The 25,807-nt window shown below is 64.0% G+C and carries 25 protein-coding genes; 15 read left to right on the forward strand and 10 right to left on the reverse strand.

The features are described 5' to 3' along the window. Positions 1–54: 54 nt before the first annotated feature. The 3 genes from ACM61V_RS06985 to ACM61V_RS06995 all read right to left on the reverse strand — a co-directional run bounded on the left by ACM61V_RS06985 (position 55) and on the right by ACM61V_RS06995 (position 5,831). The gene (locus ACM61V_RS06985) at positions 55–1,353 is read right to left on the reverse strand and encodes an NF038122 family metalloprotease (RefSeq protein ID WP_137787144.1); all 1,299 of its coding nucleotides are present in this window, start codon (positions 1,351–1,353) and stop codon (positions 55–57) included. A 236-nt stretch (positions 1,354–1,589) separates the two neighbouring features. Further along, on the reverse strand, positions 1,590–4,277 hold the full coding sequence (acnA, locus tag ACM61V_RS06990) for an aconitate hydratase AcnA (RefSeq protein ID WP_137787143.1): 2,688 nt from the start codon (positions 4,275–4,277) through the stop codon (positions 1,590–1,592). 231 nt (positions 4,278–4,508) lie between these two features. Then, positions 4,509–5,831: an MFS transporter gene (locus tag ACM61V_RS06995; protein ID WP_137787142.1), complete on the reverse strand. Its 1,323-nt coding sequence runs from the start codon at positions 5,829–5,831 to the stop codon at positions 4,509–4,511. A gap of 115 nt (positions 5,832–5,946) precedes the next feature. Between ACM61V_RS06995 and cyoA the strand changes: the two genes are divergently transcribed. From cyoA to ACM61V_RS07035, 8 genes are all read left to right on the forward strand, one after another. Beyond that, positions 5,947–6,990 carry a ubiquinol oxidase subunit II gene (gene cyoA / locus ACM61V_RS07000; RefSeq protein WP_137787141.1) on the forward strand — a complete coding sequence of 348 codons (1,044 nt, stop codon included), beginning with the start codon at positions 5,947–5,949 and terminating at the stop codon, positions 6,988–6,990. Positions 6,991–6,994: 4 nt separating this feature from the next. Further along, on the forward strand, positions 6,995–9,001 hold the full coding sequence (gene cyoB, locus ACM61V_RS07005; RefSeq protein WP_137787140.1) for a cytochrome o ubiquinol oxidase subunit I: 2,007 nt from the start codon (positions 6,995–6,997) through the stop codon (positions 8,999–9,001). Positions 9,002–9,004: 3 nt separating this feature from the next. Next, on the forward strand, positions 9,005–9,637 hold the full coding sequence (gene cyoC / locus ACM61V_RS07010) for a cytochrome o ubiquinol oxidase subunit III (RefSeq protein WP_137787139.1): 633 nt from the start codon (positions 9,005–9,007) through the stop codon (positions 9,635–9,637). Continuing rightward, positions 9,634–10,035 (forward strand): cytochrome o ubiquinol oxidase subunit IV, encoded by a 402-nt coding sequence (cyoD, locus tag ACM61V_RS07015; RefSeq protein ID WP_137787138.1) that lies wholly within the window; start codon positions 9,634–9,636, stop codon positions 10,033–10,035. Before cyoC ends, cyoD begins: the two co-directional genes overlap by 4 nt. Before the next feature lie 64 nt (positions 10,036–10,099). Then, on the forward strand, positions 10,100–10,768 hold the full coding sequence (locus ACM61V_RS07020) for an SURF1 family protein (RefSeq protein WP_137787137.1): 669 nt from the start codon (positions 10,100–10,102) through the stop codon (positions 10,766–10,768). Continuing rightward, on the forward strand, positions 10,765–12,048 hold the full coding sequence (locus tag ACM61V_RS07025) for an ATP-binding protein (RefSeq protein ID WP_349290322.1): 1,284 nt from the start codon (positions 10,765–10,767) through the stop codon (positions 12,046–12,048). Before ACM61V_RS07020 ends, ACM61V_RS07025 begins: the two co-directional genes overlap by 4 nt. Continuing rightward, entirely contained in the window at positions 12,045–12,575 is a 531-nt protein-coding gene (locus ACM61V_RS07030; protein WP_137787136.1) for a response regulator transcription factor, read from the forward strand. The genes ACM61V_RS07025 and ACM61V_RS07030 overlap by 4 nt, the downstream gene beginning before the upstream one ends. Positions 12,576–12,705: 130 nt before the next feature. Then, positions 12,706–13,380, forward strand: a complete 675-nt coding sequence (locus ACM61V_RS07035) for an OmpW/AlkL family protein (RefSeq protein WP_137787135.1) — start codon at positions 12,706–12,708, stop codon at positions 13,378–13,380. Positions 13,381–13,422: 42 nt separating this feature from the next. Here the strand turns inward: ACM61V_RS07035 and ACM61V_RS07040 are convergent, their stop codons facing one another. The 4 genes from ACM61V_RS07040 to ACM61V_RS07055 all read right to left on the reverse strand — a co-directional run bounded on the left by ACM61V_RS07040 (position 13,423) and on the right by ACM61V_RS07055 (position 16,690). After that, a complete protein-coding gene (locus ACM61V_RS07040; protein WP_137787134.1) occupies positions 13,423–14,607 on the reverse strand; it encodes an acyl-CoA dehydrogenase in 1,185 nt (394 codons plus the stop codon). A 122-nt stretch (positions 14,608–14,729) separates the two neighbouring features. Beyond that, the gene (locus ACM61V_RS07045; protein ID WP_137787133.1) at positions 14,730–15,248 is read right to left on the reverse strand and encodes an FxDxF family PEP-CTERM protein; all 519 of its coding nucleotides are present in this window, start codon (positions 15,246–15,248) and stop codon (positions 14,730–14,732) included. Between the two features lie 105 nt (positions 15,249–15,353). Then, positions 15,354–15,701 carry a DUF6285 domain-containing protein gene (locus ACM61V_RS07050; protein ID WP_137787132.1) on the reverse strand — a complete coding sequence of 116 codons (348 nt, stop codon included), beginning with the start codon at positions 15,699–15,701 and terminating at the stop codon, positions 15,354–15,356. Then, positions 15,698–16,690: a phosphotransferase family protein gene (locus ACM61V_RS07055; RefSeq protein ID WP_137787131.1), complete on the reverse strand. Its 993-nt coding sequence runs from the start codon at positions 16,688–16,690 to the stop codon at positions 15,698–15,700. The genes ACM61V_RS07050 and ACM61V_RS07055 overlap by 4 nt, the downstream gene beginning before the upstream one ends. A gap of 66 nt (positions 16,691–16,756) precedes the next feature. Here ACM61V_RS07055 and ACM61V_RS07060 point away from each other — a divergent pair, with 66 nt between their 5' ends. Both ACM61V_RS07060 and ACM61V_RS07065 read left to right on the forward strand, forming a co-directional pair. Then, a complete protein-coding gene (locus ACM61V_RS07060) occupies positions 16,757–18,130 on the forward strand; it encodes an acyl-CoA dehydrogenase family protein (RefSeq protein ID WP_137787130.1) in 1,374 nt (457 codons plus the stop codon). 114 nt (positions 18,131–18,244) lie between these two features. Then, complete coding sequence (locus ACM61V_RS07065) at positions 18,245–19,243, forward strand: NAD(P)H-dependent flavin oxidoreductase (RefSeq protein ID WP_137787129.1); 999 nt, start codon at positions 18,245–18,247, stop codon at positions 19,241–19,243. A gap of 35 nt (positions 19,244–19,278) precedes the next feature. Here the strand turns inward: ACM61V_RS07065 and ACM61V_RS07070 are convergent, their stop codons facing one another. Beyond that, the gene (locus ACM61V_RS07070; protein ID WP_137787128.1) at positions 19,279–19,728 is read right to left on the reverse strand and encodes a tRNA (cytidine(34)-2'-O)-methyltransferase; all 450 of its coding nucleotides are present in this window, start codon (positions 19,726–19,728) and stop codon (positions 19,279–19,281) included. Between the two features lie 206 nt (positions 19,729–19,934). Here ACM61V_RS07070 and petA point away from each other — a divergent pair, with 206 nt between their 5' ends. From petA to ACM61V_RS07095, 5 genes are all read left to right on the forward strand, one after another. Continuing rightward, the gene (gene petA, locus ACM61V_RS07075) at positions 19,935–20,519 is read left to right on the forward strand and encodes a ubiquinol-cytochrome c reductase iron-sulfur subunit (protein ID WP_137787127.1); all 585 of its coding nucleotides are present in this window, start codon (positions 19,935–19,937) and stop codon (positions 20,517–20,519) included. Between the two features lie 11 nt (positions 20,520–20,530). Beyond that, positions 20,531–21,820 (forward strand): cytochrome b, encoded by a 1,290-nt coding sequence (locus tag ACM61V_RS07080; RefSeq protein ID WP_137787126.1) that lies wholly within the window; start codon positions 20,531–20,533, stop codon positions 21,818–21,820. Positions 21,821–21,844: 24 nt separating this feature from the next. Continuing rightward, on the forward strand, positions 21,845–22,687 hold the full coding sequence (locus tag ACM61V_RS07085) for a cytochrome c1 (protein ID WP_137787125.1): 843 nt from the start codon (positions 21,845–21,847) through the stop codon (positions 22,685–22,687). 126 nt (positions 22,688–22,813) lie between these two features. Further along, entirely contained in the window at positions 22,814–23,350 is a 537-nt protein-coding gene (locus ACM61V_RS07090) for an adenine phosphoribosyltransferase (protein ID WP_419713904.1), read from the forward strand. A gap of 213 nt (positions 23,351–23,563) precedes the next feature. Then, positions 23,564–23,944 carry a hypothetical protein gene (locus ACM61V_RS07095; RefSeq protein WP_419714251.1) on the forward strand — a complete coding sequence of 127 codons (381 nt, stop codon included), beginning with the start codon at positions 23,564–23,566 and terminating at the stop codon, positions 23,942–23,944. A 91-nt stretch (positions 23,945–24,035) separates the two neighbouring features. On the opposite strand, the gene ACM61V_RS07100 is transcribed toward ACM61V_RS07095, so the two are convergent. Both ACM61V_RS07100 and ACM61V_RS07105 read right to left on the reverse strand, forming a co-directional pair. Then, positions 24,036–24,485 (reverse strand): MaoC family dehydratase, encoded by a 450-nt coding sequence (locus ACM61V_RS07100; protein WP_137787122.1) that lies wholly within the window; start codon positions 24,483–24,485, stop codon positions 24,036–24,038. Between the two features lie 14 nt (positions 24,486–24,499). Further along, the gene (locus tag ACM61V_RS07105; protein WP_137787121.1) at positions 24,500–25,801 is read right to left on the reverse strand and encodes an ectonucleotide pyrophosphatase/phosphodiesterase; all 1,302 of its coding nucleotides are present in this window, start codon (positions 25,799–25,801) and stop codon (positions 24,500–24,502) included. Between the last annotated feature and the right edge of the window lie 6 nt (positions 25,802–25,807).

Below are 25,807 nucleotides of genomic sequence, written 5' to 3' on the forward strand. Positions count from 1 at the left end.
AAGGGCGGTCCGTCAAAAGACGGGCCGCCCCATTTCTGTTAGCGACGTCTTTGCTCAGGCAGCGAAGCGTACGCTCGTCTTGCGATTGCGGGTGCGCATCGCGCCACCGATAAAACCGAAGCCGAGGATCATCATCGCCCAGCTCGACGGCTCGGGCACGCTGGCGAGGCCAAGCAGGCCGAAGATGTCCGAAGAGGTGAATTCATATCCCTTGTTCTTCAGGATATCGAAGTTCAGGTTGTAACCGATCGCATCGAACGCGGCGAGATCGTTCGAGGTGACGATGCCAAGCTGGCAATAGCCCGATGTCGGATCCATGATGCCCACCTGCGCCGGCGACGGTACGAAGCAGTTGTTCTGGTCGAAATAGCCCGTGCCTTCCTTCCAGTGAGATGCCTGGTTGCCATCACCGTTGTAGCGGCCGGTTGCGAATTGCGAATAGGTGCCGTCGCCATTGAACGGGTTCACCCCGTCGATCGTGAACATCGCGCCGCGATTCGGATCGAGCTGGATGTAACGCTCGCCGGTCGCCGGATCGAATCCAGACGCGCCACCATTCGAGGAACGGCGGAACAGATCGAGGATCGACAGCACGGATTCGTCATCCCAGGTGATGCCGGGGATGCTCGCGCCGGGACCGGCGCCGCCGTAGACGTCGTAGTAATCGGCGCCGCTGACGAAGCCGAGCGCATGGCCCAGTTCATGCGCTGCGACCGCAGTGAAATCCTCGGTGCCGTTCGAGATGCCGTCCGTCGGATTGAAATCGAACGCGAAGTTCGAGTTGAACGTGATTTGCGCGTCAACCGCCGACTGGCCGATATTGTAGCCCAACGCCTTGAGATTGGCGCCGTTCGCATAGAGGTAGCGATTGTTGTAGCTATCGTTATTGTCGAAGACGCTGCCAGTCGTGATGTTCAGCCCCTCGCCGGTCAGCGAGCCGTCCAGGGCAGGTGCGCGGCGATAGCCGACGCCGCCGTTGGCGGTCAGCGGGACAAGGCTGGCTACCGCCGACGCATCGAGCGCGGTGGCGGAATTCGCGGCCAGGCGGTTGTAGACCGACGATGCGCGCACGTCATAGCGCGTGCTTGCGGCCTGACCGATCACGTTCGGATCGGCCAGCGACGCGAACGAGATGTTGATGTTGATCGTCTGCATGTTGTTGGCGCCGCTAAGCGTCTGATTCCAGTAATTAGCGGCCTTGCGGAACGCGTATAGCGCTTCAGCCCCATTCGGTGCGCTGGTGAACGTGGCGTCCGGGTGCAGCACGATATTGATCGCTTCCGCCGGCGTGCCTGCGACGGCGATCCCGGTTAGCGCGGACGCGACAAGTAGTGCGTTTTTCAACGTCTTCATTTGCTTCCCCTCGTCATTCTATCCGGCAGGTCCCCGCCCGCCGCATATGATTAATACTTCGTTAATTTTACGAGCCCGTCAATTCGTTTTGCGTCGCAATAAGCATCGTTTCAAAATGGGACATAAGTTGTTGCGACTTCGCAATTAATATTGCTGGCGTGATCGGTGCGTACGGAAAGAAAAGGGCGCCGCCGCTTTCGCGGGGCGCCCTCGTCGATGCCGGTACGGGTCGTGGATCAGGCGGCGAGCTTGCGCAGCACGTATTGCAGGATCCCGCCGTTGAGGAAATATTCCAGCTCGTTGACGGTGTCGATGCGACAGCGCGTGGAGAAGGTTTCGCTGCTGCCGTCGGCGCGGGTGACGGTGACTTCGACATCCTGACGCGGACGCAGTCCGGCAACGCTGTGGATGGTGAACGTCTCGGTGCCGTCCAGATTCAGCGACTTGCGGTCAATGCCCTCCGCGAATTGGAGCGGCAGCACACCCATGCCAACGAGGTTCGAGCGGTGGATACGCTCGAAGCTTTCCGCGATCACCGCGCGCACGCCGAGCAGGTTGGTGCCTTTCGCTGCCCAGTCACGCGACGAGCCGGTGCCATATTCCTTGCCGGCGATGACAACCAGCGGCGTGCCGTCAGCCTTGTGCCGCATCGCCGCATCGTAGATCGACATCACCTCGCCATTGTACTGCGACATGCCGCCCTCGACGCCCGGCACCATCTCGTTCTTGATGCGGATATTGGCGAAAGTGCCGCGCACCATCACCTGATCATTTCCGCGCCGCGCGCCATAGCTGTTGAAGTCGGCTTTCGACACCTGCCGCTCCTGCAACCACTTGCCCGCCGGGCTATCCGCCTTGATCGATCCGGCCGGGGAGATGTGATCGGTGGTGATCGAATCTCCCAGAATTGCCAGCGGCTTCGCCTCGATGATGTCGGTAACCGGCTTGGGCGTCATTTCCATCCCGTCGAAATAGGGTGGATTGGCGACATAGGTGGAGCCGGCCCGCCAATTGTAGGTGTCGCTGCCCTCGACTTCGATCGCGCGCCATTTGGCGTCCCCGGCATAGACATTGCCATAACGCGCACGGAACATCGCGTCGTTGATGTTGGCGTTCATCAACGAGTTCACCTCGTCGTTGCTCGGCCAGATATCCTTCAGATAGACGTCGGTGCCGTCCGATCCCTTGCCGATCGGGGTGGTGACCATATCCTCGGTCACGGTGCCCTTGAGCGCATAAGCGACGACCAGCGGCGGCGAGGCGAGGAAGTTTGCGCGCACATCCGGGCTGACGCGGCCCTCGAAGTTGCGATTGCCCGACAACACGCTCGCGGCGACCAGATCGTTGCCGTTGATCGCGGCGGAGATCGGCGCGGCCAGCGGGCCGGAATTGCCGATGCAGGTGGTGCAGCCGTAGCCGACCAGATTGAACCCGATCGCATCGAGATCCTCGGAAAGCCCGGCCTTGTCGAGATAATCGGTGACGACCTGCGATCCCGGCGCGAGCGACGTCTTCACCCACGGCTTCGGCTTCAGCCCCTTCGCGCGGGCCTTGCGCGCGACCAGACCGGCGGCAACCAGCACCGACGGATTGGAGGTGTTGGTGCAGGAGGTGATCGCGGCGATCACCACGTCACCGTCGCCGATATCGTGATCACCGCCCTCGACCGGCACGCGGACCGGGCTTTGCTTGTTGTAGAGCTTGGCCAGGTCGCCGTTGAACACATCATCGACCGAATCGAGCGCCACCTTGTCCTGCGGGCGCTTCGGGCCGGCGAGCGACGGAACGACGGTGGACATGTCCAGTTCGAGCGTGTCGGTGAACAACGGGTCCGCCGCGCCTTCGTCACGCCACATGCCCTGCGCCTTGGCATAGGCTTCGGTAAGCGCGACAGTCTCGTCCGGACGGCCGGTGAGGCGCATATATTCCAGCGTGCGGTCATCGACCGGGAAGAAGCCGCAGGTCGCGCCATATTCCGGGGCCATGTTCGCGATCGTCGCCCGGTCGGCAAGGCTCATCGAGGCGAGGCCGGGGCCGTAGAATTCCACGAAGCGGCCGACCACGCCCTTCGCGCGCAGCATTTGCGTAACGGTGAGCACCAGATCGGTTGCCGTGATGCCTTCGCGCAGCGCGCCGGTAAGCTTGAATCCGACGACCTCGGGAATCAGCATCGATACCGGCTGACCGAGCATCGCCGCTTCCGCCTCGATCCCGCCGACGCCCCAGCCGAGCACGCCCAGCCCGTTTACCATCGTGGTATGGCTGTCGGTGCCGACGAGCGTATCCGGGTAAGCGATCGTCGCGCCGCCCTTCGCGTGGTCCCCGCTTTCCGTGGACGACCACACGGCCTGGCCGATATATTCCAGATTGACCTGATGGCAGATGCCAGTGCCCGGGGGCACGACCTGGAAGTTGTCCAGCGCCTTGGATCCCCACTTTAGGAACTCGTAACGCTCGCCGTTGCGGGCGTATTCAAGATCGACGTTATCGCCGAATGCCTTTGGCGTGCCGAATTCGTCCACCATCACCGAATGATCGATGACGAGATGCACCGGCACCTGCGGATTGATCTTGGCCGCGTCACCGCCCAATTTGGTGATCGCATCGCGCATTGCGGCGAGATCGACCACGCAGGGAACCCCGGTGAAATCCTGCATCAGCACGCGCGCGGGGCGATACTGAATCTCGCGATCGGAGCGGCGCTCCTTCTGCCAGTCGACGATCGCCTGGACGTCCTCCGGCGTTACGGTCACGCCGTCCTCGAAGCGCAGCATGTTCTCCAGCAGCACCTTCATCGAGAAGGGCAGGCGCGAAATATCCCCGAATTTCTCGGCCGCCTTGGCGAGCGAGAAATAATCGTAGGCCTTGCCGCCCACGTCGAGCGTGGAGCGTGCGCCGAGCGTATCGTGGCCGATGGCGGTCATGCTGGTCCTTTCCCAGGGTTCGGCCAGCCTGTGCGCGGCGGGGAGGCGGCGGCCGCGACGGATGCCGGGCCGCCGCGCGAGCGCGCCCGGGCGGGCGTGTGAAGCGACGTAATCGCGACGGCCGATAGCAGCGGGTGCCGCAAGGGGAAAGGGCGATGCGGCACTCGCACGCGATAGTTTTCGTGTCCCGCGGGGAAGGCGCGGATCGGCCTTCCCCTTGAGGCGCCCGCCTCAGTCGAGCCGGCGGGCAAGTTCGGAGTTGAGCGCGAGTGCGACGAGTGTGCCGATCGCGCCGGACAACAAATAGCCGCCGGCGGCGAGCAGGCCGAAATCCTTCGCCAGCACCAGCGCGGCGAACGGCGCGAAACCCGCACCGAACAGCCAGGCGAGATCTGAAGTCAGCGCCGCGCCGGTATAGCGCGCGCGCTTCGGGAAGTTGTTCGTCACCGCGCCGGACGACTGCCCGAACGACAGTCCGAGCAGGATGAAGCCCAGCACCATGAAGGCCGTCTCGCCCAGGCCACCGGCATCCAGCAACTGCGGCGCAAAGCCGGAGAAGGCCGCGATGGCGGCTGCGGTATAGCCCAGCAGCGAGCGTCGCCCGATCCGATCCGCCAGCAGGCCAGAGGCCACGATAGCCACGACGCCGACCGCCGCGCCGACCATCTCGATCAGCAGAAACCGGGTGATGCTCTCTTTCGTAAAAAGTGCGACCCAGGAGAGCGGGAATACCGTGACCATGTGGAACAGCGCGAAACTGGCCAGCGGGGCGAAGGCGCCGATCACGATGTTGCGCCACTGGGCCTTCACCGTTGCGAGCACGGGGGAGGGGGTCAGTTCGCGGCTTTTGAACGATTCGGTATATTGTGGCGTCACGACCATGCGCAGCCGCGCGAACAGTGCCACCACGTTGATAGCGAAGGCGACGAAGAACGGGTATCGCCAGCCCCAGCTCAGGAAGTCATCGAAACCCAGCGTGCCGATGAAGAAGGCGAAGAGGCCGCTGGCCACGATCAGACCGAGCGGCGCGCCTAGCTGTGGCACCATCGCATACCAGCCGCGCTTGTTCGCCGGCGCGTTAAGGGCGAGCAGCGAGGCGAGCCCGTCCCACGCGCCGCCCAGAGCGATGCCCTGCCCGATGCGCAGGATCGCGAGGATGATCGCCGCGCTGATGCCGGCCGATTCGTAGCTGGGCAGAAAGCCGACCGACACGGTCGCGGTGCCGAGCAGGAACAAGGCGATCGTCAGCTTCGTTCCGCGCCCGTGGCGACGGTCGATAACCATGAATATCTGGGTGCCGATCGGCCGCGCGAGAAAGGCGAGCGGAAATAAAGCGAACGAGTATAAGGTGCCCGTCACCCGATCGACGAACGGGAAGATGAGCTGGGGAAAAACCAGCACCGACGCGATCGCGTATACGAAGAAGTCGAAGAATTCCGAGGTACGGCCGATGATGACGCCGATCGCGATCTCTCCAGGGTGGACGGTTTCCCCGGCGTGCTGCGCGCGCGCGTCTCGCTCAAGGGCTCCGGAATTCGCAGTCGCTTCGGCCATGTCTGGTAAACTCTCGAACGAAAATCACGCTCCCTTAGGCTTGCCGTCCGGGGGCGGGGATAGGACAAATTGTCCTATTTCGCAGTTGCACAATCCGATCTAGCCGGGAGCCATCATGCACACAAAGGCTCGAAACTGGAAGTGGCACCGCGCGCTGCTGGCGGCCCCGCTGGCGGCGGGGCTGAGTGGCTGCGACATGGTCGTCATGAACCCATCCGGCGACGTGGCGCGCCAGCAGGCCGATCTGATCCTCTGGTCGACCGGATTGATGCTGCTCATCGTCGTGCCGGTGATGATATTGATCGCGCTGTTCGCCTGGCGCTATCGCGCCTCCAATCCCGACAGTGAATACAAGCCGGATTGGGATCATTCCACCGGGCTGGAACTGGTGATCTGGTCGGCGCCGCTGCTCATCATCATCGCGCTGGGCGCGCTGACGTGGCTCGCGACCCACACGCTCGATCCCTATCGCCCGCTCGACCGGATCGCGCCTGGCCAAAAATTCCATGCCGCCGAGCGGGCGCTGGAAGTGCAGGTCGTGGCGCTCGACTGGAAATGGCTGTTCATCTATCCCGAACAGGGTGTTGCGACGGTGAACGAACTTGTCGTTCCGGTGAACCGCCAGGTGCGATTCCGCCTGACCTCGGCGGGCGTGATGAACACCTTCTACGTGCCCGCGATGGCGGGCATGGTCTATACCATGGCCGGGATGGAGACGAAGCTCCACGCCGTACTCAACAAGCCCGGCGACTTCGCCGGAATGTCCGCCAACTACAGCGGCGCGGGGTTCTCCGGTATGAATTTCCGCACCCATGCGGTGGACGATGCGGCGTTCGCGCGATGGGTGGCCAAGGTGAAGGCGAGCGGCGGGACGACGCTTGACGGCGCGACCTATCTCAAGCTCGAGCAGCCGAGCGAGCGCGCGCCGGTGACCTATTTCGCCAGCGTCCAGCGTGGGCTCTTCGATCGCGCGGTGAACTTGTGCGTCAAGCCCGGCACGCCGTGCATGAGCGAATCGATGCACGCCCATCCCGCGGCCGTTCCGGCGGAGGCGGTCGTGCAGCCGCAACCGGGTGCGCAGCCCGCCGCAGCGCCGCCCGCCAACTCTCGTCAATCTCACCAATCGCACGGTGCGCACGCGCCGGCGACAGGGGCCTGAGGCCATGTCTGACGCCTTGACCAAGTTCATCTTCGGCCGGCTCACGCTGGATGCGATCCCGTATCACGAGCCGATCCTGATCGGCACTTTCGCGATGGTGGCGGTGGGCGGCATCGCGCTGCTCGGCGCGCTCACCTATTTCAAGCTGTGGCGCTATCTGTGGGCGGAGTGGTTCACCACCGTGGATCACAAGCGGATCGGCATCATGTACATGGTGCTGGGGATCGTGATGCTGCTGCGCGGGTTCGCGGATGCGATCATGATGCGGTTACAGCAGGCGATGGCGTTCGGCGGCAGCGAAGGCTATCTCAACGCGCATCACTACGATCAGGTTTTCACCGCGCACGGGGTCATCATGATCTTCTTCGTGGCGATGCCGCTGGTGACCGGGCTGATGAACTATATCGTCCCGCTTCAGATCGGCGCGCGTGACGTGTCGTTCCCGTTCCTCAACAACTTCAGCTTCTGGATGACGACCGCCGGCGCGGCGCTGGTGATGGCCAGCCTGTTCATCGGCGAGTTCGCGCGTACTGGCTGGCTGGCGATGGCGCCGCTTTCAGGGCTGGATTTCTCGCCCGATGTGGGTGTCGATTATTACATCTGGGCCCTGCAGATAGCCGGCGTCGGGACATTGCTGTCCGGCGTCAATCTGATCGCGACGATCGTGAAGATGCGGGCGCCGGGCATGAGCCTCATGAAGATGCCGATCTTCACCTGGTCCGCGCTCGTCACCAACGTGCTGATCGTTGCGGCGTTTCCGGTGCTGACCGCCGTGCTCGCGCTGCTCAGTCTCGACCGCTACGTCGATACGCATTTCTTCACGAACACGCTGGGCGGCAACCCGATGATGTACGTGAACATGATCTGGATCTGGGGCCACCCGGAGGTCTATATTCTCGTGCTGCCGGCTTTCGGCGTGTTCAGCGAAGTCGTCTCGACATTCTCGGGCAAGCGAATCTTCGGCTACACCTCGATGGTCTATGCGCTGATCGTGATCTGTATCCTGTCCTATCTGGTCTGGCTGCATCACTTCTTCACGATGGGATCCGGGGCGACCGTCAACAGCTTCTTCGGGATCACGACGATGATCATCTCGATCCCGACGGGCGCGAAAATCTTCAATTGGCTGTTCACGATGTACAAGGGTCGCATTCGTTACGAACTGCCGATGATGTGGGCGGTCGCCTTCATGCTGACGTTCACGATCGGCGGGATGACCGGCGTGCTGCTCGCCGTGCCGCCAGCGGATTTCGTATTGCACAACTCGCTGTTCCTGATCGCGCACTTCCATAATGTCATCATCGGCGGGGTGGTTTTCGCGATGTTCGCCGGGATCAACTACTGGTGGCCGAAAGCGTTCGGCTTCAAGCTCGATCGCAAATGGGGGCTGGTGAGCTTCTGGAGCTGGGTGATCGGCTTCTGGGTCGCGTTCACGCCGCTCTACGTGCTGGGGCTGATGGGCGTCACCCGGCGGCTGCGCACGTTCGACGATCCGTCGTTCCAGATCTGGTTCATCATCGCCGGGATCGGCGCGGCGATCATCGCGGTGGGCATCGCGGCGTTCCTGATCCAGATCTTCGTCAGCATTCGCCATCGCGAAGCGCTGGCCGACGTGACGGGCGATCCATGGAATGGTCGCTCGCTGGAATGGTCCACCTCATCGCCCCCGCCGGACTATAATTTCGCTTTCACGCCGGTGATCCACGATCTCGACGCCTGGGCGCACATGAAGCAGCAGAAGGCGTTCGCGCCGGAGCAGGGCTGGATGGACATCCACATGCCCAGGAACACCGGCGCCGGCGTGATCCTGGCCGGCCTGTCCGCCGCCGCCGGCTTCGGCATGATCTGGCATATCTGGTGGCTGGCCGGGCTGGGTATGCTGGGGGTGATCGGCTATGCGATCTTCCACAGCTTCAATTACGACCGCGATTACTACATTCCCGCCAGCGAGGTCGCGGCGACCGAAACCGCGCGCCTGCACGTGCTGGCGGCAGCGAAGGCGGGGGCCTGAGTCATGGCGCATACCAACCTGACCGCCGCCGCAGACGGCGCGCCCGTCTATTGGGAAACCGAGCCGCATCATCACGAGAGCGGATCCAGCACGATGCTGGGTTTCTGGCTCTATCTGATGAGCGACTGCCTGATTTTCGCGATGCTGTTCGCGTCTTGGGGCGTTTACGGGCGCAACTTCGCGGGCGGCCCGACCAGCCACGAACTGTTCGACCTGAAGCTGGTGGCATTGAACACCGCGCTGCTCTTGTTTTCGTCGATCACCTACGGCTTCGCCATGATCGCGGCCCATGAGCAGCGAAAGGCAGCGGCGCTGCGCTGGCTGTTGGTCACCTTGCTGTTCGGCCTTGGGTTTCTGGGGATCGAGCTGTTCGAATTCCACCATCTGATCCACGAAGGCGCCGGGCCATCGCGTTCGGCGTTTCTCTCCAGCTTCTTCGCGCTGGTCGGCACACACGGGCTGCACGTCTTCTTCGGCTCGATCTGGCTGGTTGTGCTGATGGTGCAGGTTACACGCAAGGGCCTGATTCCGGCGAACGTGCGGCGGCTGGAATGCCTGTCGATGTTCTGGCACTTCCTCGACGTCGTGTGGATCGGCGTCTTCACCTTCGTCTATCTGCTGGGGTCGATGGCATGAGCGCGCATCATCACGAAGCCGACGAGCATGGCGCGGGCGGCGGCGCGCACGGCACAAGGCGCGACTACGTTACCGGCTTCCTCCTGTCCCTTGTGCTCACGGCCATCCCGTTTGCGCTCGTAATGAGCGGGGCGATCGCGGACAAGACGATCACGGCCGGGATCATCATGGTGTTCGCGGTGGTGCAGATCGTCGTTCACATGATCTACTTCCTCCACATGAACGCGAAGTCGGAGAACGGCTGGACGCTGATGGCGCTGATCTTCACGATCATCATCGTGGTGATCGCGCTGGCGGGCTCGCTGTGGGTGATGATAAACATGAATCACTATATGATGCCGCCGATGCCGACCGAGTCGCATGGCGCGCCGCATTCGATGGACATGAGCGGGATGTGAGAAGGGCGCGGCCCGCAGCATTCTTCCGGCCCGGGTCGCCGTTATCGCGGCGCGGGCGAGCGTCATGAAGTCGCTTCTCGTCCGGCTGCTCACGGTGGCCGCTATCCTCGGCTTTGTCGCGCTCGGCGTGTGGCAGCTCGATCGGCTGCAATGGAAGCTGGCGCTGATCCGGCAGGTGGACGCGAAGCTCGCCGCCGCGCCGGTGCCCGCGCCATCCGCCACTTATCGCGCCACTGCTGCGGATACCTATACCCGCGTCGTCGCGCAGGGTCGCTGGCTACCCGCGCGTGACAGCTATGTTCAGGCGATCACGGTGCTGGGCGCGGGGTACTGGGTGATGACCCCCCTCGAAACGGCCCGCGGCCGAATCCTGGTCAATCGCGGTTTCGTGCCAACGGATATGCGCGGCCATGCCCCGGCCGCGAGCGGCGTTGCACGCGTGACGGGGCTGCTGCGCCTCGATGAGCCAGGCGGCGGCTTCCTTCGCACCAACGATCCGGTTGCCGATCGCTGGTATTCGCGCGACGTTAACGCGATCGCCGCGGCGAAGCGGCTTGGGCCGGTGGCAGGCTGGTTCATCGACGCCGGGCGGAATGGCGAGCGCTGGCCGCGCGGCGGGCTGACCGTCATCGCCTTCCGCAACAGCCATCTAAGCTATGCGCTAACCTGGTTTGCTATGGCCGCGCTGCTCACGGTGCTGGCCGCGCGCGCCTGGCGGAGTGAGGCGCGGTGATCGGCGCCCCACGTCCGGACGAGGCCGCGCGCCGCAATCTTCTTCTGCTGATTTTGCTGCGCTGGCTGGCGGTGGGCGGTCAACTCGCGACGATCCTGTTCGTTGATTTCGGGATGGGCATCCGCCTGCCGCTGGCGCCGATGCTGACAACGCTTGCCGGGCTGGTCGCGCTCAACCTCGCTCAATTCGCGACCTCTCGATTCCTCGTCACCAACGCGGAACTGCTTGGCGCGCTGCTGATCGACGTGACTGCGCTGAGTGTCCAGCTCGCGTTTTCGGGCGGGGCCACCAATCCGTTTGTCACCCTGTTCCTGTTGCAAGTGGTGCTCGGCGCCGTGCTGCTGGAAGTATGGTCGGCGTGGCTGCTCGTCGCGGTGACGAGCGCGGCGTTCGCGCTGCTTGCGGTCGTTAACCGGCCACTGCCGCTGCCGCCCGAATATGCCAGCAGCCTGTCCGCGCCATATCTGGTCGGAAGCTGGTTCAACTTCACGCTCGCCGCGGTGCTCGCGGTGCTGTTCGTGACGCGCGGCTCGCGTAACCTGCGCCATCGCGACGCGCATCTCGCCGCGATGCGCCAGCGCGCGGCCGAACAGGAACAGATCGTGCGCATGGGGTTGCTCGCGAGCGGCGCGGCGCACGAACTCGGCACGCCGCTCTCCACCCTGTCGGTCACACTGGGGGACTGGCGCGAAGAGGCGCAGGCGCGAGGCTTCACGCGCCTGACCGGCGAGATCGCGGACCTCGAGGCGGAAGTCGCGCGGTGCAAGCAGATTCTCGCCGGTATCCTGTTCGCCGCCGGTGAAGTGACGGGGGAAGCGCCCGCGCGCACCACGCTGCGCCGCTTCATCGGCCGGATCGTCGAGGATTGGGGGCGACCGGAACTGGTGAGACTTGACGATTGCCTGTGGCGCGATCCGCCGATCGTCGCTGATCGCGCGCTGGCGCAGGCGCTTGTCAACCTGCTCGATAACGCAGTCGAGGCTGGTGCGGCGCGCATCACGCTTACGCTCGCGCTGGACGAGAATGCGGATCGCGAGGAGGAAATCGTGATCGCGGCGCACGACGACGGGCGCGGTTTCCCTACCGAATTCCTCGACAGCATCGGTCGGCCCTACCAGAGCAGCAAGGATCGGCGCGGCGCTGGACTTGGACTGTTTCTTGCCAGCAATGTGCTGCGAACCCTCGGCGGATCGCTGGCGGCGCGGAACGATGCGCGCGCTGGTGCGGTGGTGACGTTGCGGCTGCCGCTCGCGGCGTTGTCGCTGGAGAAACGGGCATGAACACCGGCCGATTGCTGATCGTGGAGGACGATGTGGTGTTCGCCCGCACGCTGGGGCGCTCGTTCGAGCGACGCGGCTATGCCGTGGAGGTGCTCAACGGCCCGGAGCGGCTGGAGGAAGTGGCGCGCCGCTTTGCCCCCGATCATGCTGTGATCGATCTCAGGCTCGGCGGCGGCGCATCGGGGCTCACATGTGTGCAGGCACTCAGCACGATCGATCCCGCGATGCGGATCGTGGTGCTGACCGGGTTCGCCAGCATCGCCACCGCGGTGGAGGCGATAAAGCTCGGCGCGACCAACTATCTCACCAAGCCCGCCAATACCGATGATATCGAGGCGGCGTTTGCGCGGGTCGAGGGCGATCCGGAAGCCGGAATCACGACGCGCACGACCAGCATCAAGACGCTGGAGTGGGAGCATATTCACCAGACCCTCGTGGATACCGATTTCAACATCTCAGAGGCCGCGCGCCGGCTCGGCCTCCATCGGCGCACGCTCGCCCGGAAACTGGAAAAGCGGCACATCTGACGCTCCCGCGATGACGCATTCCGGGCCAGTTATCACCGTTTGACCCGAGTCAAGCCGCGGCTTGATCGAGCGCAATGCCCTTCCTCCGGCCGCAACGGATAGCGGTATCGGCAAGCAACGGAGGAACAGGATGAAGGGAATGATCGGGGCGGCGCTGGTGGCCGGCATGCTACTCGCAGCACCGGCGATGGCGCAGGATCGGCAGGGGATCGCCGCCGGCGACGTGTTGGTGCGGCTGCGCGCGATCACCGTGATGCCGAACGAGAAGTCGAGTGGAATCACCCCTGCGTTCCCGAACGAGAGGGTCGCGGTGGGCAATGCGGTGATGCCGGAAATCGATCTTACGTATATGGCGACCGACCATATCGGTTTCGAGCTGATCGCTTCGACCACGAAGCACAATGTATCGGGCACTGGCGGCGCGACTGGCGCGATCGGCAAGCTTGCCTCAAGTTGGGTGTTGCCGCCAACGCTGACTGCGCAATATCATTTCGATCCGAAGGGCGCGGTGCGGCCCTATGTCGGCGCGGGGATCAATTATTCTATCTTCTGGAATTCCAGCGCATCGGATGAGTTGCAGGCGGCGGTGGGCACCACGAAGGTGCGCATGAGCGACAGCTTTGGCTGGGCTGCGCAGGTGGGCGTTGACGTGGACATTTCGAGGAAGATGTTCGTCAATCTAGATGTCAAATATATCGATATGCATACGAACGCGCGACTCGATACCACCGCGATCGGGCGGCAGAGCGTACACGCGGACATCAACCCGCTGGTGTTTGGCGCCGGCGTCGGCGTGCGCTTCTGATCCGAAAGGCGCGAAGGCGGCGCTGGCCGGCGCCGCCCTTGTTCAGAACGCCGCGATGCCGCTGATCGCGCGGCCCAGGATCAGCGCATGCACGTCATGCGCACCCTCATAGGTGTTGACCGTTTCGAGGTTCATCAGGTGGCGCATCACCTGATACTCGCCGGAAATGCCGTTTCCGCCATGCATGTCGCGCGCGGCACGGGCGATATCCAGCGCCTTGCCGACATTGTTGCGCTTGACGATCGACACCATTTCCGGGGCGAACCGCCCTTCGTCCATCAGCCGCCCGACGCGTAGCGAGGCTTGCAAGCCCAGCGCGATCTCGGTTTCCATGTCGGCCAGTTTCTTCTGGAAGAGCTGCGTTCCGGCGAGCGGGCGCCCGAACTGATGACGATCAAGGCCGTATTGGCGCGCGGCGTGGAAGCAGAATTCGGCCGCGCCCAGCGCGCCCCATGAAATGCCGTAGCGCGCGCGATTCAGGCAGCCGAACGGGCCCTTCAGCCCCTGAACCTCGGGCAGCAACGCGTCCTCGCCGACCTCCACGTCATCCATCATGATCATGCCGGTGATCGACGCGCGTAGCGATAGCTTGCCTTCGATCTTCGGAGCCGTGAGTCCCTTCATGCCCTTTTCAAGCACGAAGCCGCGAATACCGCCGCCATGCGCATCGGATTTTGCCCAGACCACGAATACATCCGCGATCGGCGCGTTGCTGATCCACGTCTTGCTGCCGGAGATACGATAGCCGTCGGCGGTCTTGACCGCGCGGGTCTTCATCCCGCCCGGATCGGAGCCTGCGTCCGGCTCGGTCAGGCCGAAACAGCCGATCCATTCGCCGCTGGCGAGCCTGGGCAGATATTTGCGCCGCTGCTCTTCCGATCCATAAGCGTTGATCGGATACATCACGAGGCTCGACTGCACGCTCATCATCGAGCGATAGCCCGAATCGATCCGCTCCACCTCACGCGCGATCAGACCATAGGCGACATAGGACGCGCCGACGCCGCCATATTCCTCCGGCACGGTCGGCCCAAGCAGCCCGAGCGCGCCCATCTCGCGGAAGATCGCCGGATCGGTATGCTCGTGCGCGAAGGCATCGATGATGCGCGGTGCGAGCTTTTCCTGAGCATAGGCGCGCGCCGTATCGCGCACCATCCGCTCGTCCTCGCTCAACTGCTCATCGAGCAGAAACGGATCGGACCAATCGAACGCGCCCATCCCGGCCATCATCGTCTCCATCTGTCGTCGCGAGCCACTTCGCGGCAAAGGACGTGAATGTCCAGAGGGCAAGAAAAAGGAGCCGCCCGCGCATGATGCGGACGGCCCGTATTCTCAGTCCGGCTGCGCGATCAGGCGAAGCGGACGGTCGCGGAAGTGCGACGGCGATAGCGCATCGCGCCGGCGACCGCGCCCATGCCCAGGATCATCATCGCCCAGGTCGCCGGTTCCGGCACCGCGCCATTTGCGGTGAAAGTGACGAAGCCGCCGTAATTGGAGAACGCCTGCGCGTTCTTGTAGCCGATCGACAGCGTCTGGAGGCCGGCGACAACCGGCAGGCTGATCGTGCGATTCTCGATGATGCCAGTGCTGTTGATGTCGAAATCGACGCCGTTCAGCGTGACCTTGGTGAAATCGAGGTTGCTGAGCGTGATGCGCAGGCCGACCGACCCGACGAAGCCGAACACATCACCTGCCGTGGGAACGGTGAAGTGATAGACGTCCGTGCCCGAGCCGCGCGGGTGCAGGTTGCCGAATGCGCCGCTGAGCGTGCCGAGAACGGGGACGAGATGAATCGTCGTCGCCGCCGACGCGGGAACCGAGACGAGCGCGGCGGCAGCGGCCGCGGTAGCGAATGCGAGCTTCTTCATGGGTTGGACCTCCTGTTTGACAGGATGGTCTGTGCGTGGCGGCCTGAGATAATAAAAGGTTAAGATCAGTAGGATGGCGTCCCGCCGCGGGACTGATGGGACAGTTCAGTCCAGCTCGTGAGCGTATTTCGGCTGGTCGATCGCGAGCGCGTCGATTGCGCACGCATGCAAGTGGGCGATGAGCCGCTCGTCCTCCGGTGCGATCCGGCCTGTGCGCAGCGCCTCCACCAGCATGCGATCGAGCGCGTCGCGGTCTGTTCCTTCCTGGTCAAGCAGCGCGCCCAGGCGCGTCGCCGCACGTGCATCCGCCGCCGGGCCCAGCGCCATATCGCGCGCGGCAATTTCCAGCGCGTTGCGCGCAACGCGTAGTGTGAACCCGCTCGCGCTGCCATCTAGGGGCAGCCAGCGGGCAACGCCCTCCACGAGCGCCTGTGCGGTGGGATGCGTAATCATGCGGCGCTCCGTTCGATGATGGCGACGATATCCGCCTCGGTTTCCGACAGGCGCCGCCCGATCACGGCGCGTTCCGGGCCGGCGGCGGGGTCGGCGGCCCAGCGCGCGTGCATCAGCGTCGTCATCACCCCCCATTTGAGGCTGCCGACCATCTGCCAGAAATCGACCCGCTCGGGCGAGATCCGGGTGCCCCCGGCGGCTTCGTACCCCGCCAGCAGATCGCCCAGATCCCCGAACCCGCCGACACGGTGCCGCGGCTGCCCGAATCGCCAGCTATTCGTGCATATCCAACCGAGATCCTCCGCCGGATCGCCGATGTGCGCCAGTTCCCAGTCCAGCACGGCGGCAAGACCACGTTCGGGGTCGACCATCAGATTGCCGTTGCGGAAATCGCCGTGCACCAGCGTCAGCTGGGTGCTTTCGGGCACGCGCCGCTCAAGCCAGCGGAAAGCCGCCTCGATCGTTGGGCGGATCAGGCCCGAGGCACGCCATGTCTCCTCATAATTGGTCAGGGTGGTGCGGCTGTCGAGCGCGGCCAGCCCCTCGATCGGCGGGGTCGCGTGGATGCGCGCGAGCGCTGCGCCGCACTGGCGCGCCAGAACCGCACGGGCGGGCGCAAAGGCAGGATCGGTCGCGATCCGCTTACCCAGTGTCTCCCCCGAGATGCGGCGCATGATATAAGCTTCACCAAGCCCGTCTGCCTGGTCGCAGATGTGAACGACTTGCGGCGCGGGCACGCCGTGGGCGATGGCGGCGGCGATCAGCTCCGCCTCGATCCTGAGCGGCGGCTTGTTGCCGGGATGACTTGCCAGCGCCGAGCTGCCGCGCCGCAGGATCAGCGGCTGCGCCGTGCCCGCCGCGTCGGAAACCGAAAAGGCCCAGGTCTCCATGCTCGCGCCGCCGGTGAGCAACGACAGATCGGCGATATGCGCGCCCGGCCCGGCCAGTTTTGCAGCCAGCGCAGTCAATCTTTCGGCAACGTCACCCATTTTTCGCTTGTCGTCCTGCCATCGTCTCGGTCACTAAAACACTAGACTTAGATCGGAGAGGATCAAATGGATTTCGCGCTTCCCCAGGAACTGGTGGACTATCTGGCCGAACTGGACGCGTTCATCGAGGCCGAAATCAAGCCGCTGGAAGAGGCAGATGACAATGTCCGCTTCTTCGATCACCGCCGTGAATGGGCGCGTACCGACTTCGAGAACGGCGGCCTGCCGCGTCACGAGTGGGAGGAGCTGCTGCGTGAGGCGAAGCGCCGCGCCGACAAGGCCGGGCATTTCCGCTTCGCGATGGAGCCGGAGTTTGGCGGGAAGGGCGGCAACAACCTGTGGATGTGTGTGATCCGCGAGTATCTGGCGGCCAAGGGGCTTGGCCTGCACAACGATCTGCAGAACGAGCATTCGATCGTCGCCAACAATCCCTATGCCAAGATGTTCAAGAAATTCGGCACCGATGCGCAGCGGGAGGAATTCATCAAGGGCACGCTGGATGGGACGCGCCGCGTCGCCTTCGGCCTGACCGAGCCGTATCACGGCTCGGATGCAACCCATATGGAGACGCGCGGCGTACCGGAGGTGCGCGATGGCGTGCCGGGCTATCGCATCAACGGTGAAAAGATGTGGATCACCGGCATGCATGTGGCGACGCATTGCGCGCTCTATGTGCGCACCAGCGGCGAGGATGGCGCGGCGCGCGGCATCACCTGTTTCCTCGTGCCAACCGACGACCCCGGTGTTGTCGTCGAGGAATATCTCTGGACGTTCAACATGCCGACCGATCATCCGCGGATGTCGATCAGGGACGTGTGGGTGCCCGAGACGGCGATCTTCGGCGAGAAGGAGAACGGCCTGCCGATCGCGCAGGCATTCGTGCACGAGAATCGCATCCGCCAGGCGGCCTCATCGCTCGGCGCCGCGACTTACTGTATCGAGGAGGCGATCCGCTACGCCCGCCAGCGCAAGCCGTTTGGCGAGGATCTCGCGAAAAACCAGGCGATCCAGTTTCCGCTGGTCGAACTGGCCACGCAGGCCGAGATGCTGCGGTTGCTGATCCGCAAGACCGCGTGGGAGATGGATCAGATGCCGCACCATGAGGTGGAAATCCGCCTTTCGGACAAGGTGAGCATGTGCAACTATTGGGGAAATCGCCTCTGCTGCGAGGCGGCCGACCGTGCGATGCAGGTGCATGGCGGCATCGGCTATTCGCGGCACAAGCCGTTCGAGCACATCTATCGCCATCACCGTCGCTACCGTATCACCGAGGGCGCGGAAGAAATCCAGATGCGCAAGGTCGCCGCGTTCCTGTTCGGCTATCTCGGCCCGCGCCGCGCAGAGTTCAAGGAACTGGGCTGGGAGGATGTTGACTATCGTAGCGAGAGCCAGATCCGTCCGCGGTCCGGCTGGCAGGCGATCGGCGCACCAAATTGGTGATGCGCGCTTGATGGCGAGTGCGCCGCAGGCTGCAAGGGGCTTGCGACCGCTCTGCGATTAAGCGTAACATATGTTACGGCAGCGCCCGCGAAGGGCGGCGATGTGGAGAGGGATATGCTGAAGACGCGGTTCACCGAGGCGTTCGGGGTCGAGTATCCGATCGCGCAGGGCGGGATGCAATGGGTGGGCAAGGCGCAGCTGGTCGCCGCTGTCGCGAACGCCGGCGCGCTCGGCTTCATCACCGCGCTGACCCAGCCGTCGCCCGAGGAACTGGCCAGGGAGATCCAGCGGACCAAGGATCTCACCGACAAGCCGTTCGGGGTGAATCTCACCGTCTTTCCGACGATCAATGCGCCTGATTACAATGCCTATGCGCAGGTCATCATCGATGCCGGGATCAAGATCGTCGAAACCGCCGGCACACCTGCGGTCGCGGAACAATGGGCGATGTTCAAGGCGGCGGGCGTCAAGATCGTGCATAAATGCACCAGCGTTCGCCACGCATTGTCGGCGGAGCGCAAGGGTGTCGATGCGATCTCGATCGATGGCTTCGAATGCGCCGGCCACCCCGGCGAGGATGATATTCCCGGCCTGATCCTGATCCCGGCGGCGGCGAGCAAGCTGAAGATCCCGATGCTGGCGAGCGGCGGCTTCGCGGACGGGCGCGGGCTGGTCGCCGCGCTTGCGCTCGGGGCGGACGGCATCAACATGGGCACGCGCTTCTGCGTGACGCAGGAGGCGCAGATCCACGACAGCTTCAAGCAGAAGATGGTCGAGAATGACGAGCGCGCGACCAACCTCATCTTCCGCACGCTTCACAATACTGCGCGTGTCATGAAGAACGCCGTCTCCGACGAGGTGGTGAAGATCGAGCGCGCGGGCGGGGCGCAGTTCAGCGACATCCAGCATCTCGTCGCCGGCAAGCGCGGGCAGGATGCGATGCAGCACGGCGACACCGATGGCGGCATCTGGTCCGCCGGGATGGTGCAGGGGCTGATCGATGATGTTCCGACGGTCAAGGAGCTGGTCGATCGGATCGTCGCCGAGGCCGAGGAGATCATCGACGGCCGGCTGGCGGCGATGGTCAGCCGCTACGCCGAGGCGGCACAATAATCAGCGGGTGCGAATCGGGCCGGCGGCCGGCGGCGTTATCCCGCCCAGCCGCCGGTCTGGCGCAGCGCCTCGCCCAGCACGATCGCGGCCGATACCGCGACGTTGAGCGAGCGGAATCCCGGCCGCATCGGCACCCGCACCCGCACGTCCGCACGATCATGGACATTGTCGGGTACGCCGGCACCCTCCGAACCGAACAGCAGCACATCCGCTGCGTCGAACCGCACCTCCGGCAGCGGTGTTGCCGCCTTCGTGGTGGCAAGCACGATCCGGGCGCTGGTCTGCGCCAGAAATGCGCTCCAGTCAGCGTGGCGTTTCACTTCGACGGCGGCGGCATAGTCCATGCCCGCCCGCGCCAGCGCGCGATCGCTCCAGGGAAAGCCCATCGGCTCGATCAGATCGACCTCTGCGCCCATGCAAGCGGCGAGCCGCAGGATCGTGCCGACGTTCCCCGCGATATCGGGCTGGTAGAGAGCGATGCGCATGGCCGGGCGATTACCGCGCGACCGTTTCTTGCGGAAGAGCGCGGCGACAAGCTTCGTGTTATTGCATAAAATGCTGTTGGCAGGCGCGGGGGGCGCGGCTATCAGGCCCCGGAACTCCGTGGGGACGGGGGTGAAGAAAGGCGGGCGTGGGGGATTTCGATCCGAAACCGTGCACCCGTCCTGAAGGAAGGGACAAGGGTTAGCGAATGGCGACGGTCGAAGACACGATTCCCCCGGGTGAGAACCCAGCCCCCTACCTCGAGGAAGGCCACGACCCCCGCCGCCGCGACTTCATCAATATCGCCGCGGTAGCCTGGGCGGGTGTCGGCGCGGGCGTGATCGTCCTGCCGCTCATCAACCAGATGAATCCCTCCGCCGACGTGCTTGCGCAGGCGACCACCGAGGTCGATCTTTCCAAGATCGCGCCGGGGCAGGCGATCAAGACGATCTTCCGCAAGCAGCCGCTGTTCGTGCGCAACCTGACGCCGAAGGAAATCGCGGAGGCGGACGCCGTGCCCGTCAGCGCTCTGCGTGATCCGCAGACGCTGGAGCAGCGCACCAAGCCGGGCAAGAAGAACTGGCTCATCACGCTCGGCGTGTGCACCCATCTCGGCTGCGTGCCGCTGGGCGCGGGCGAGGGCGAGAATCGTGGGCCGTTCGGCGGCTATTTCTGCCCGTGCCACGGCTCCGCCTACGACACCGCCGCACGCATCCGCCAGGGACCGGCGCCGCTCAACCTGCACGTTCCCGATTACACCTTCACGTCTGACACGGCCGTAACGGTCGGTTGAGGTAGCGCACGATGAGCTTTCCCTGGGCCAAACATTATGAGCCGAAGCAGCCGCTGATGCGGTGGCTCGACGAGAAGCTGCCGCTGCCGCGCCTCGTCTACAATTCGATCGGCGCCGGCTATCCTGTGCCGCGCAACCTTAATTACTGGTGGAATTTCGGCGTGCTCGCCGGAGTTGCGCTCGTGTGCCAGATCATCACCGGCGTGGTGCTGGCGATGCATTATGCGCCGAACGCCCTCGTCGCTTTCGGCTCGACCGAGCACATCATGCGTGACGTGAACGGCGGCTGGTTCCTGCGTTATGCGCATGCCAACGGCGCCTCGATGTTCCTCGCGGTGGTCTATGTCCACATCGGTCGCGGACTCTATTACGGTTCGTACAAGGCGCCGCGCGAGATGGTGTGGCTGCTCGGCGTCGTCATCTTCCTGCTGATGATGGCGACCGCGTTCATGGGCTATGTGTTGCCATGGGGTCAGATGAGCTTCTGGGGCGCCCAGGTCATCACCGGATTTTTCTCGGCGATACCGGGCGTGGGCGAGACGGTGCGTATCTGGCTGCTGGGCGGATTCGCGCCGGACAACGCTGCGCTCAACCGTTTCTTCTCGCTCCATTATCTCCTGCCGTTCGTGATCGCGGGCGTCATCATCCTGCACATCTGGGCGCTGCACATCCCGGGCTCTAACAACCCGACCGGCGTGGACGTGAAGGGCGAGCAGGATACGGTGCCGTTCCATCCCTATTATACCGCGAAGGACGGCGTCGGCGTCGGCGTGTTCTTCCTGGTTTTCGCGCTGCTGGTGTTCTTCGCGCCGAATCTGCTCGGCCACCCGGACAATTATATCGAGGCGAACCCGCTCTCGACCCCGGCGCACATTGTGCCCGAATGGTACTTCCTGCCGTTCTACGCGATCCTGAAGTCGTTCACCTTCAACTTCCTGTGGATTCCGGCGAAGCTGTGGGGCGTGCTGGCGATGTTCGGCTCGATCCTGCTGCTGTTCTTCCTGCCATGGCTGGATTCGTCGCCGGTGCGCTCGGCCAAGTATCGCCCTACGTATCGCTGGTTTCTGGCAGTGCTGCTCGTAGACGTGCTGGTGCTCGGCTATGTGGGCGGGGCGGAGCCGATCGCGCGCAACGTGATTCTCGGGCAGATCGCGTCGATCTATTACTTCGCGCACTTCCTCATTGTGTTGCCGTGGGTGTCGCGTTCTGAGCGTCCGCGCCCGCTGCCCACCTCAATCACCGCAGCCGTGCTGGGGAAGCACGGGGAAACCGACCACGCCGCACCGGCGCTGGCGCATTGAGCCGAACAGGGGACTGAAAAGACAATGGTTCGTACCATCGCACTCCTGATCGGCGCGGCATTCGTGGCGGCGCTCGGCTTCGCGCTGTTCGGCACGGTAAAGACCGCGATCACCGATCCAGCGCCGGAATCGGCCGAGCATGTGTTCCGCATTCATCCGGAAAGCGCCGGGCTGAAATCGGCCGGCGTGTTCGGCACCTTCGATCGCCAGCAGGTCCAGCGCGGGTTGCAGGTTTACAAGGAAGTCTGCTCCGCATGCCACTCGCTGAAGTATGTTCACTTCCGTGACCTCACCAAGATCGGCTATTCCGACGGGCAGGTTAAGGCGATCGCGCAGGGCTGGGCGATCGAACAGCCGACGATCAACCCCGACACCGGCGAACCCGCCACCCGCAAGAACGTGCCGGCCGATCCGTTCCCGTCGCCGTTCGCCAACGAAATCGCGGCCCGCGCTGCGAACAACAATGCCTTGCCACCCGATCTCTCGCTGATCGCCAAGGCGCGCGAGGATGGGCCGAACTATGTCCATGCGCTGCTGCTCGGCTATCGCGATCAGCCCGCGGAGCTGGTGAAGAAATTCCCTGGATCGGTGACGCCCAAGGGGCTGCATTACAATCCGGTGTTCCCGAACCTGAACATCGCGATGCCGCCGCCGCTCACGCAGGATGGCCAGGTCACCTATGCCGACGGAACCAAGGCGACGAAGGACCAGATGGCGCGCGACGTAGCCGCCTTCCTGAGCTGGACCGCCGAGCCAAATCTCGAATCGCGCCATGGCGCGGGTTTCGCGACGGTCGTGTTCCTGCTGATCTTCGTGTTCCTGGCGTGGGGCGCGTATCAGAACGTGTGGCGCGACATTAAGCATTGAGGATGACCCGTCCCTTCGCGGCGCGGAGGGCGGGCTTGGATGAAGCGGCGGTCGTGGTGCGAACCCCGGCCGCCGTCTCGCGTTAGAAAGCTTATGTGTTGATATGGCGCACACGCTTCGTTGGAGATGCAGGTGAATGACGATCTCAGGGCGCTGATCCGCACGATCCCGAATTTTCCGAAGCCGGGTATCCAGTTCCGTGACATCACCACGCTGTTGCTCTCTCCGACCGGTCTGGCCGCATGTGTTGAGCGGATGGCGGCGGCGACCGATGGCGCGGTCGATCTGGTTGCCGGAATCGAGGCGCGCTGTTTCCTGTTCGCCGCCGCCCTTGCCGTGCCGCTCAAGGCCGGCGTGCTGCTGATCCGCAAGGATGGGAAGCTGCCGGGCGCAACGATCGCGGAAGATTATGCGCTGGAATATGGCCACGATCGCATCGCAATGCATGAGGATGCGCTCGTGCCCGGGCAGCGGGTGCTGCTCGTCGACGATCTGATCGCCACCGGCGGCACCGCACGCGCCGCGATCCGCTTGCTCCGCAAGGCCGGCGCGAACGTCAGCCAAGCGCAATTCCTGATCGACCTGCCGGACCTGGGTGGCGCCGCGGCGCTCGCTGCCGACGGGGTGAAGGTTGATGCGCTGGTTGCATTTCCGGGCCACTAACTGGCTGCTGTGGCGCCGATCCTGAACGGGAGAGAACACTTCAGTTCAGCGCGGCTTCAGCGCGGCGGGAGCAAAACCCGTTCACGCGGATTGAAGCGTGTGAAAAGCTTCATACGCAGTCTGTCATTCGACCGTGAACCGGCGCTGCTTGATAGCGATTCGACCGCGGTTTGGAGAACGAAAATGGATCGGAGCAGGATCGCTTTATTGGCCGTGATCGGCGCCGCTGGCGTCGCTGTGGCCGGCTGTACCGATGGCTACGGATACTCGGGCGTCTCGATGGGGTATGGCGCGCCCTATTATGGCGCGAATTATTATGACGGCTACGGCCCGGGATACTGGGGCTGGTATGGCGACTATTATTACCCCGGCACCGGCGTCTACGTCTACGATCGCGGGCGGCGGCCGTACCGCTGGAATGACGATCAGCGGCGATATTGGCAGGGCCGCGGTGATGGATATTGGCGCGGCCGCACTGGAAACGGCCAGGGGCAAGGCGTGCGACCCAGTCCTCGCCCGAACTGGCACGACTTCCGCGGCGGTCCGCGCGGCGGAAATTCCGGCGGTCGCGGAGGGCGGGGGCCGCGAGGTTAGTTCGGGACCGTACTAAACTCCGCGCCGCTGCCGTTCGCGACTGCGACCTAGTTATGTGACAAGGCGCGCCGCCTTATGGCGGCCGTGCTTGTCATCCTTCCTGACGCGTGCGGATCAGGCCATTCGAGATCATCGTCATTACCGGCTCGTCGTGCTGATTGAACACCGTCATCCGGCTCTTGAAAATGCCCATTTCGGGGCGGCTTTGCGATTGTCGCTTTTCCAGTATTTCGGTTTCGCAGCGCAGCGTGTCGCCGGGATAAACCGGTTTCCGCCAGCGAAGTTCATCCACGCCGGGTGAGCCGAGCCCTGCCTGCTGATGATTCTTGAAGTTCTCCACAATCATCGACATCACCATGGCGCAGGTATGCCAGCCGCTGGCCGAAAGCCGCCCGAAATGCGTCTGCGCGGCGGCCTCGTCGGAAAGGTGAAAGGGCTGGGGATCGTATTTCCCGGCGAACTCGATCACTTCCTCGCGCGTTACCTGATAATTGCCGAAGCTCGCCTTCGTGCCGACTGCGATATCCTCGAAATACTGCATTCGCCGCCCTCTGCTCATCGTTTGTCGAGCACCTCATGGAATGGCGCATCGTTTCCGTCCAGCCCGGCGCCGGCTGGAAGGTGGAGCAGATCGCGCAGCAAGGGGGCAACATCGACGTTGTCGAAAGACGGCAGCTTACGGCCACGGGCGAAGGCCGGGCCATTGGCAATGAACAGCGCGCGCATGTCGGCCTGGTCGTTGTCATAGCCGTGCTCGCCTTTTGAAAAGGCCTCTTTCGGGCCCGTCTTCGCTGTCAGCCAGCCATCGTCGGCAAGGCAGAAGTACGGTGGAACGCGCACGTTTGCGCCGTAATGAAAACGCGCCGGAATATCGCTCTTGCGCCAGCACGTGAGGTGCGCATGCGGCTTGAGGAGCGCGGCTTCCACGGCGCGTTCGCGGCCCGGCACCGGCTCGAAAGTGGCGTAGGGCCCGGCTTCGACGATACGCGCATCGTCCACGCTGATGAGCTTGTCGAGCGCGATCACGCGCTCGCTGGAAGTTGGCGCCATTCCGTGGTCCGAGACGATCACTAGGTTGGCGGGCTGATCTAGCTGCACCAACCCACCGATCAGATCGCCGATCCAGCGATCCACCTCGCCCACCGCCTGGGTCACCTTGTCGCTTGCGGGGCCAAATTGGTGCCCGGCGGTATCCACCGTGTCAAAATAGAGCGTCACGAAGCCGGGGCGCGTCGCGGCGGGGCGACGCAGCCAGTCGATCACTGCCTGCACGCGGTTCTCGCCCGGCATCTGCTGGGTAAACTGCTGCCAGTCATCAGGGCGCATTCCGTTGCGCACCGTGTTTGGCCATTCGCTGTCGCGGGTGCCGCCCCAGGCGACGTTCGCGCCGGGCCAGAACATCGCGGCACTATGGATACCCGCCTTCTGCGCGGTCACCCAGATCGGCTCTGCAACATTCCACCAGAACGGATCGTCCGTCGCCATGGTGAACTTTTCGCCGGGGCGGCCCGGGTCCTCCATGTTGTTGGCGACGATGCCGTGACGATCGGGGCGCAATCCGGTGACGAGCGTCCAGTGATTTGGATATGTCTTGGACGGAAATGACGGGCGCATCGCTGCTGACACCCCTGTCGCGGCCAGACGCGACAGGGTCGGCGTCACCCCGCGATCGAGATAGTCGGGGCGGAAGCCATCGATCGAGATCAGGATAGTGACGGGCGCGCGCTGCGCGACCGCCGCGGCAGCAACGGTGCCACGCGCCGGCTGATTTGCGGGCGGCAAGGCGCGCGGCGTATTGGGATAAGCGCAGCCGGCAAGGGCGGCGAGCGCTGCGAGCACAACGGAGCGACCGATCATGCCATA

The organism is Sphingomonas sp. TX0543, from assembly GCF_048565505.1.
Lineage (GTDB): Bacteria > Pseudomonadota > Alphaproteobacteria > Sphingomonadales > Sphingomonadaceae > Sphingomonas.

Bases quoted from the DNA above. Each gene is read 5' to 3' on its own strand.
- ACM61V_RS06985 (WP_137787144.1), bottom strand. From the start codon at position 1,353: ATGAAGACGTTGAAAAACGCACTACTTGTCGCGTCCGCGCTAACCGGG.
- acnA (WP_137787143.1), bottom strand. From the start codon at position 4,277: ATGACCGCCATCGGCCACGATACGCTCGGCGCACGCTCCACGCTCGAC.
- ACM61V_RS06995 (WP_137787142.1), bottom strand. From the start codon at position 5,831: ATGGCCGAAGCGACTGCGAATTCCGGAGCCCTTGAGCGAGACGCGCGC.
- cyoA (WP_137787141.1), top strand. From the start codon at position 5,947: ATGCACACAAAGGCTCGAAACTGGAAGTGGCACCGCGCGCTGCTGGCG.
- cyoB (WP_137787140.1), top strand. From the start codon at position 6,995: ATGTCTGACGCCTTGACCAAGTTCATCTTCGGCCGGCTCACGCTGGAT.
- cyoC (WP_137787139.1), top strand. From the start codon at position 9,005: ATGGCGCATACCAACCTGACCGCCGCCGCAGACGGCGCGCCCGTCTAT.
- cyoD (WP_137787138.1), top strand. From the start codon at position 9,634: ATGAGCGCGCATCATCACGAAGCCGACGAGCATGGCGCGGGCGGCGGC.
- ACM61V_RS07020 (WP_137787137.1), top strand. From the start codon at position 10,100: ATGAAGTCGCTTCTCGTCCGGCTGCTCACGGTGGCCGCTATCCTCGGC.
- ACM61V_RS07030 (WP_137787136.1), top strand. From the start codon at position 12,045: ATGAACACCGGCCGATTGCTGATCGTGGAGGACGATGTGGTGTTCGCC.
- ACM61V_RS07035 (WP_137787135.1), top strand. From the start codon at position 12,706: ATGAAGGGAATGATCGGGGCGGCGCTGGTGGCCGGCATGCTACTCGCA.
- ACM61V_RS07040 (WP_137787134.1), bottom strand. From the start codon at position 14,607: ATGGCCGGGATGGGCGCGTTCGATTGGTCCGATCCGTTTCTGCTCGAT.
- ACM61V_RS07045 (WP_137787133.1), bottom strand. From the start codon at position 15,248: ATGAAGAAGCTCGCATTCGCTACCGCGGCCGCTGCCGCCGCGCTCGTC.
- ACM61V_RS07050 (WP_137787132.1), bottom strand. From the start codon at position 15,701: ATGATTACGCATCCCACCGCACAGGCGCTCGTGGAGGGCGTTGCCCGC.
- ACM61V_RS07055 (WP_137787131.1), bottom strand. From the start codon at position 16,690: ATGGGTGACGTTGCCGAAAGATTGACTGCGCTGGCTGCAAAACTGGCC.
- ACM61V_RS07060 (WP_137787130.1), top strand. From the start codon at position 16,757: ATGGATTTCGCGCTTCCCCAGGAACTGGTGGACTATCTGGCCGAACTG.
- ACM61V_RS07065 (WP_137787129.1), top strand. From the start codon at position 18,245: ATGCTGAAGACGCGGTTCACCGAGGCGTTCGGGGTCGAGTATCCGATC.
- ACM61V_RS07070 (WP_137787128.1), bottom strand. From the start codon at position 19,728: ATGCGCATCGCTCTCTACCAGCCCGATATCGCGGGGAACGTCGGCACG.
- petA (WP_137787127.1), top strand. From the start codon at position 19,935: ATGGCGACGGTCGAAGACACGATTCCCCCGGGTGAGAACCCAGCCCCC.
- ACM61V_RS07080 (WP_137787126.1), top strand. From the start codon at position 20,531: ATGAGCTTTCCCTGGGCCAAACATTATGAGCCGAAGCAGCCGCTGATG.
- ACM61V_RS07085 (WP_137787125.1), top strand. From the start codon at position 21,845: ATGGTTCGTACCATCGCACTCCTGATCGGCGCGGCATTCGTGGCGGCG.
- ACM61V_RS07090 (WP_419713904.1), top strand. From the start codon at position 22,814: ATGCAGGTGAATGACGATCTCAGGGCGCTGATCCGCACGATCCCGAAT.
- ACM61V_RS07100 (WP_137787122.1), bottom strand. From the start codon at position 24,485: ATGCAGTATTTCGAGGATATCGCAGTCGGCACGAAGGCGAGCTTCGGC.
- ACM61V_RS07105 (WP_137787121.1), bottom strand. From the start codon at position 25,801: ATGATCGGTCGCTCCGTTGTGCTCGCAGCGCTCGCCGCCCTTGCCGGC.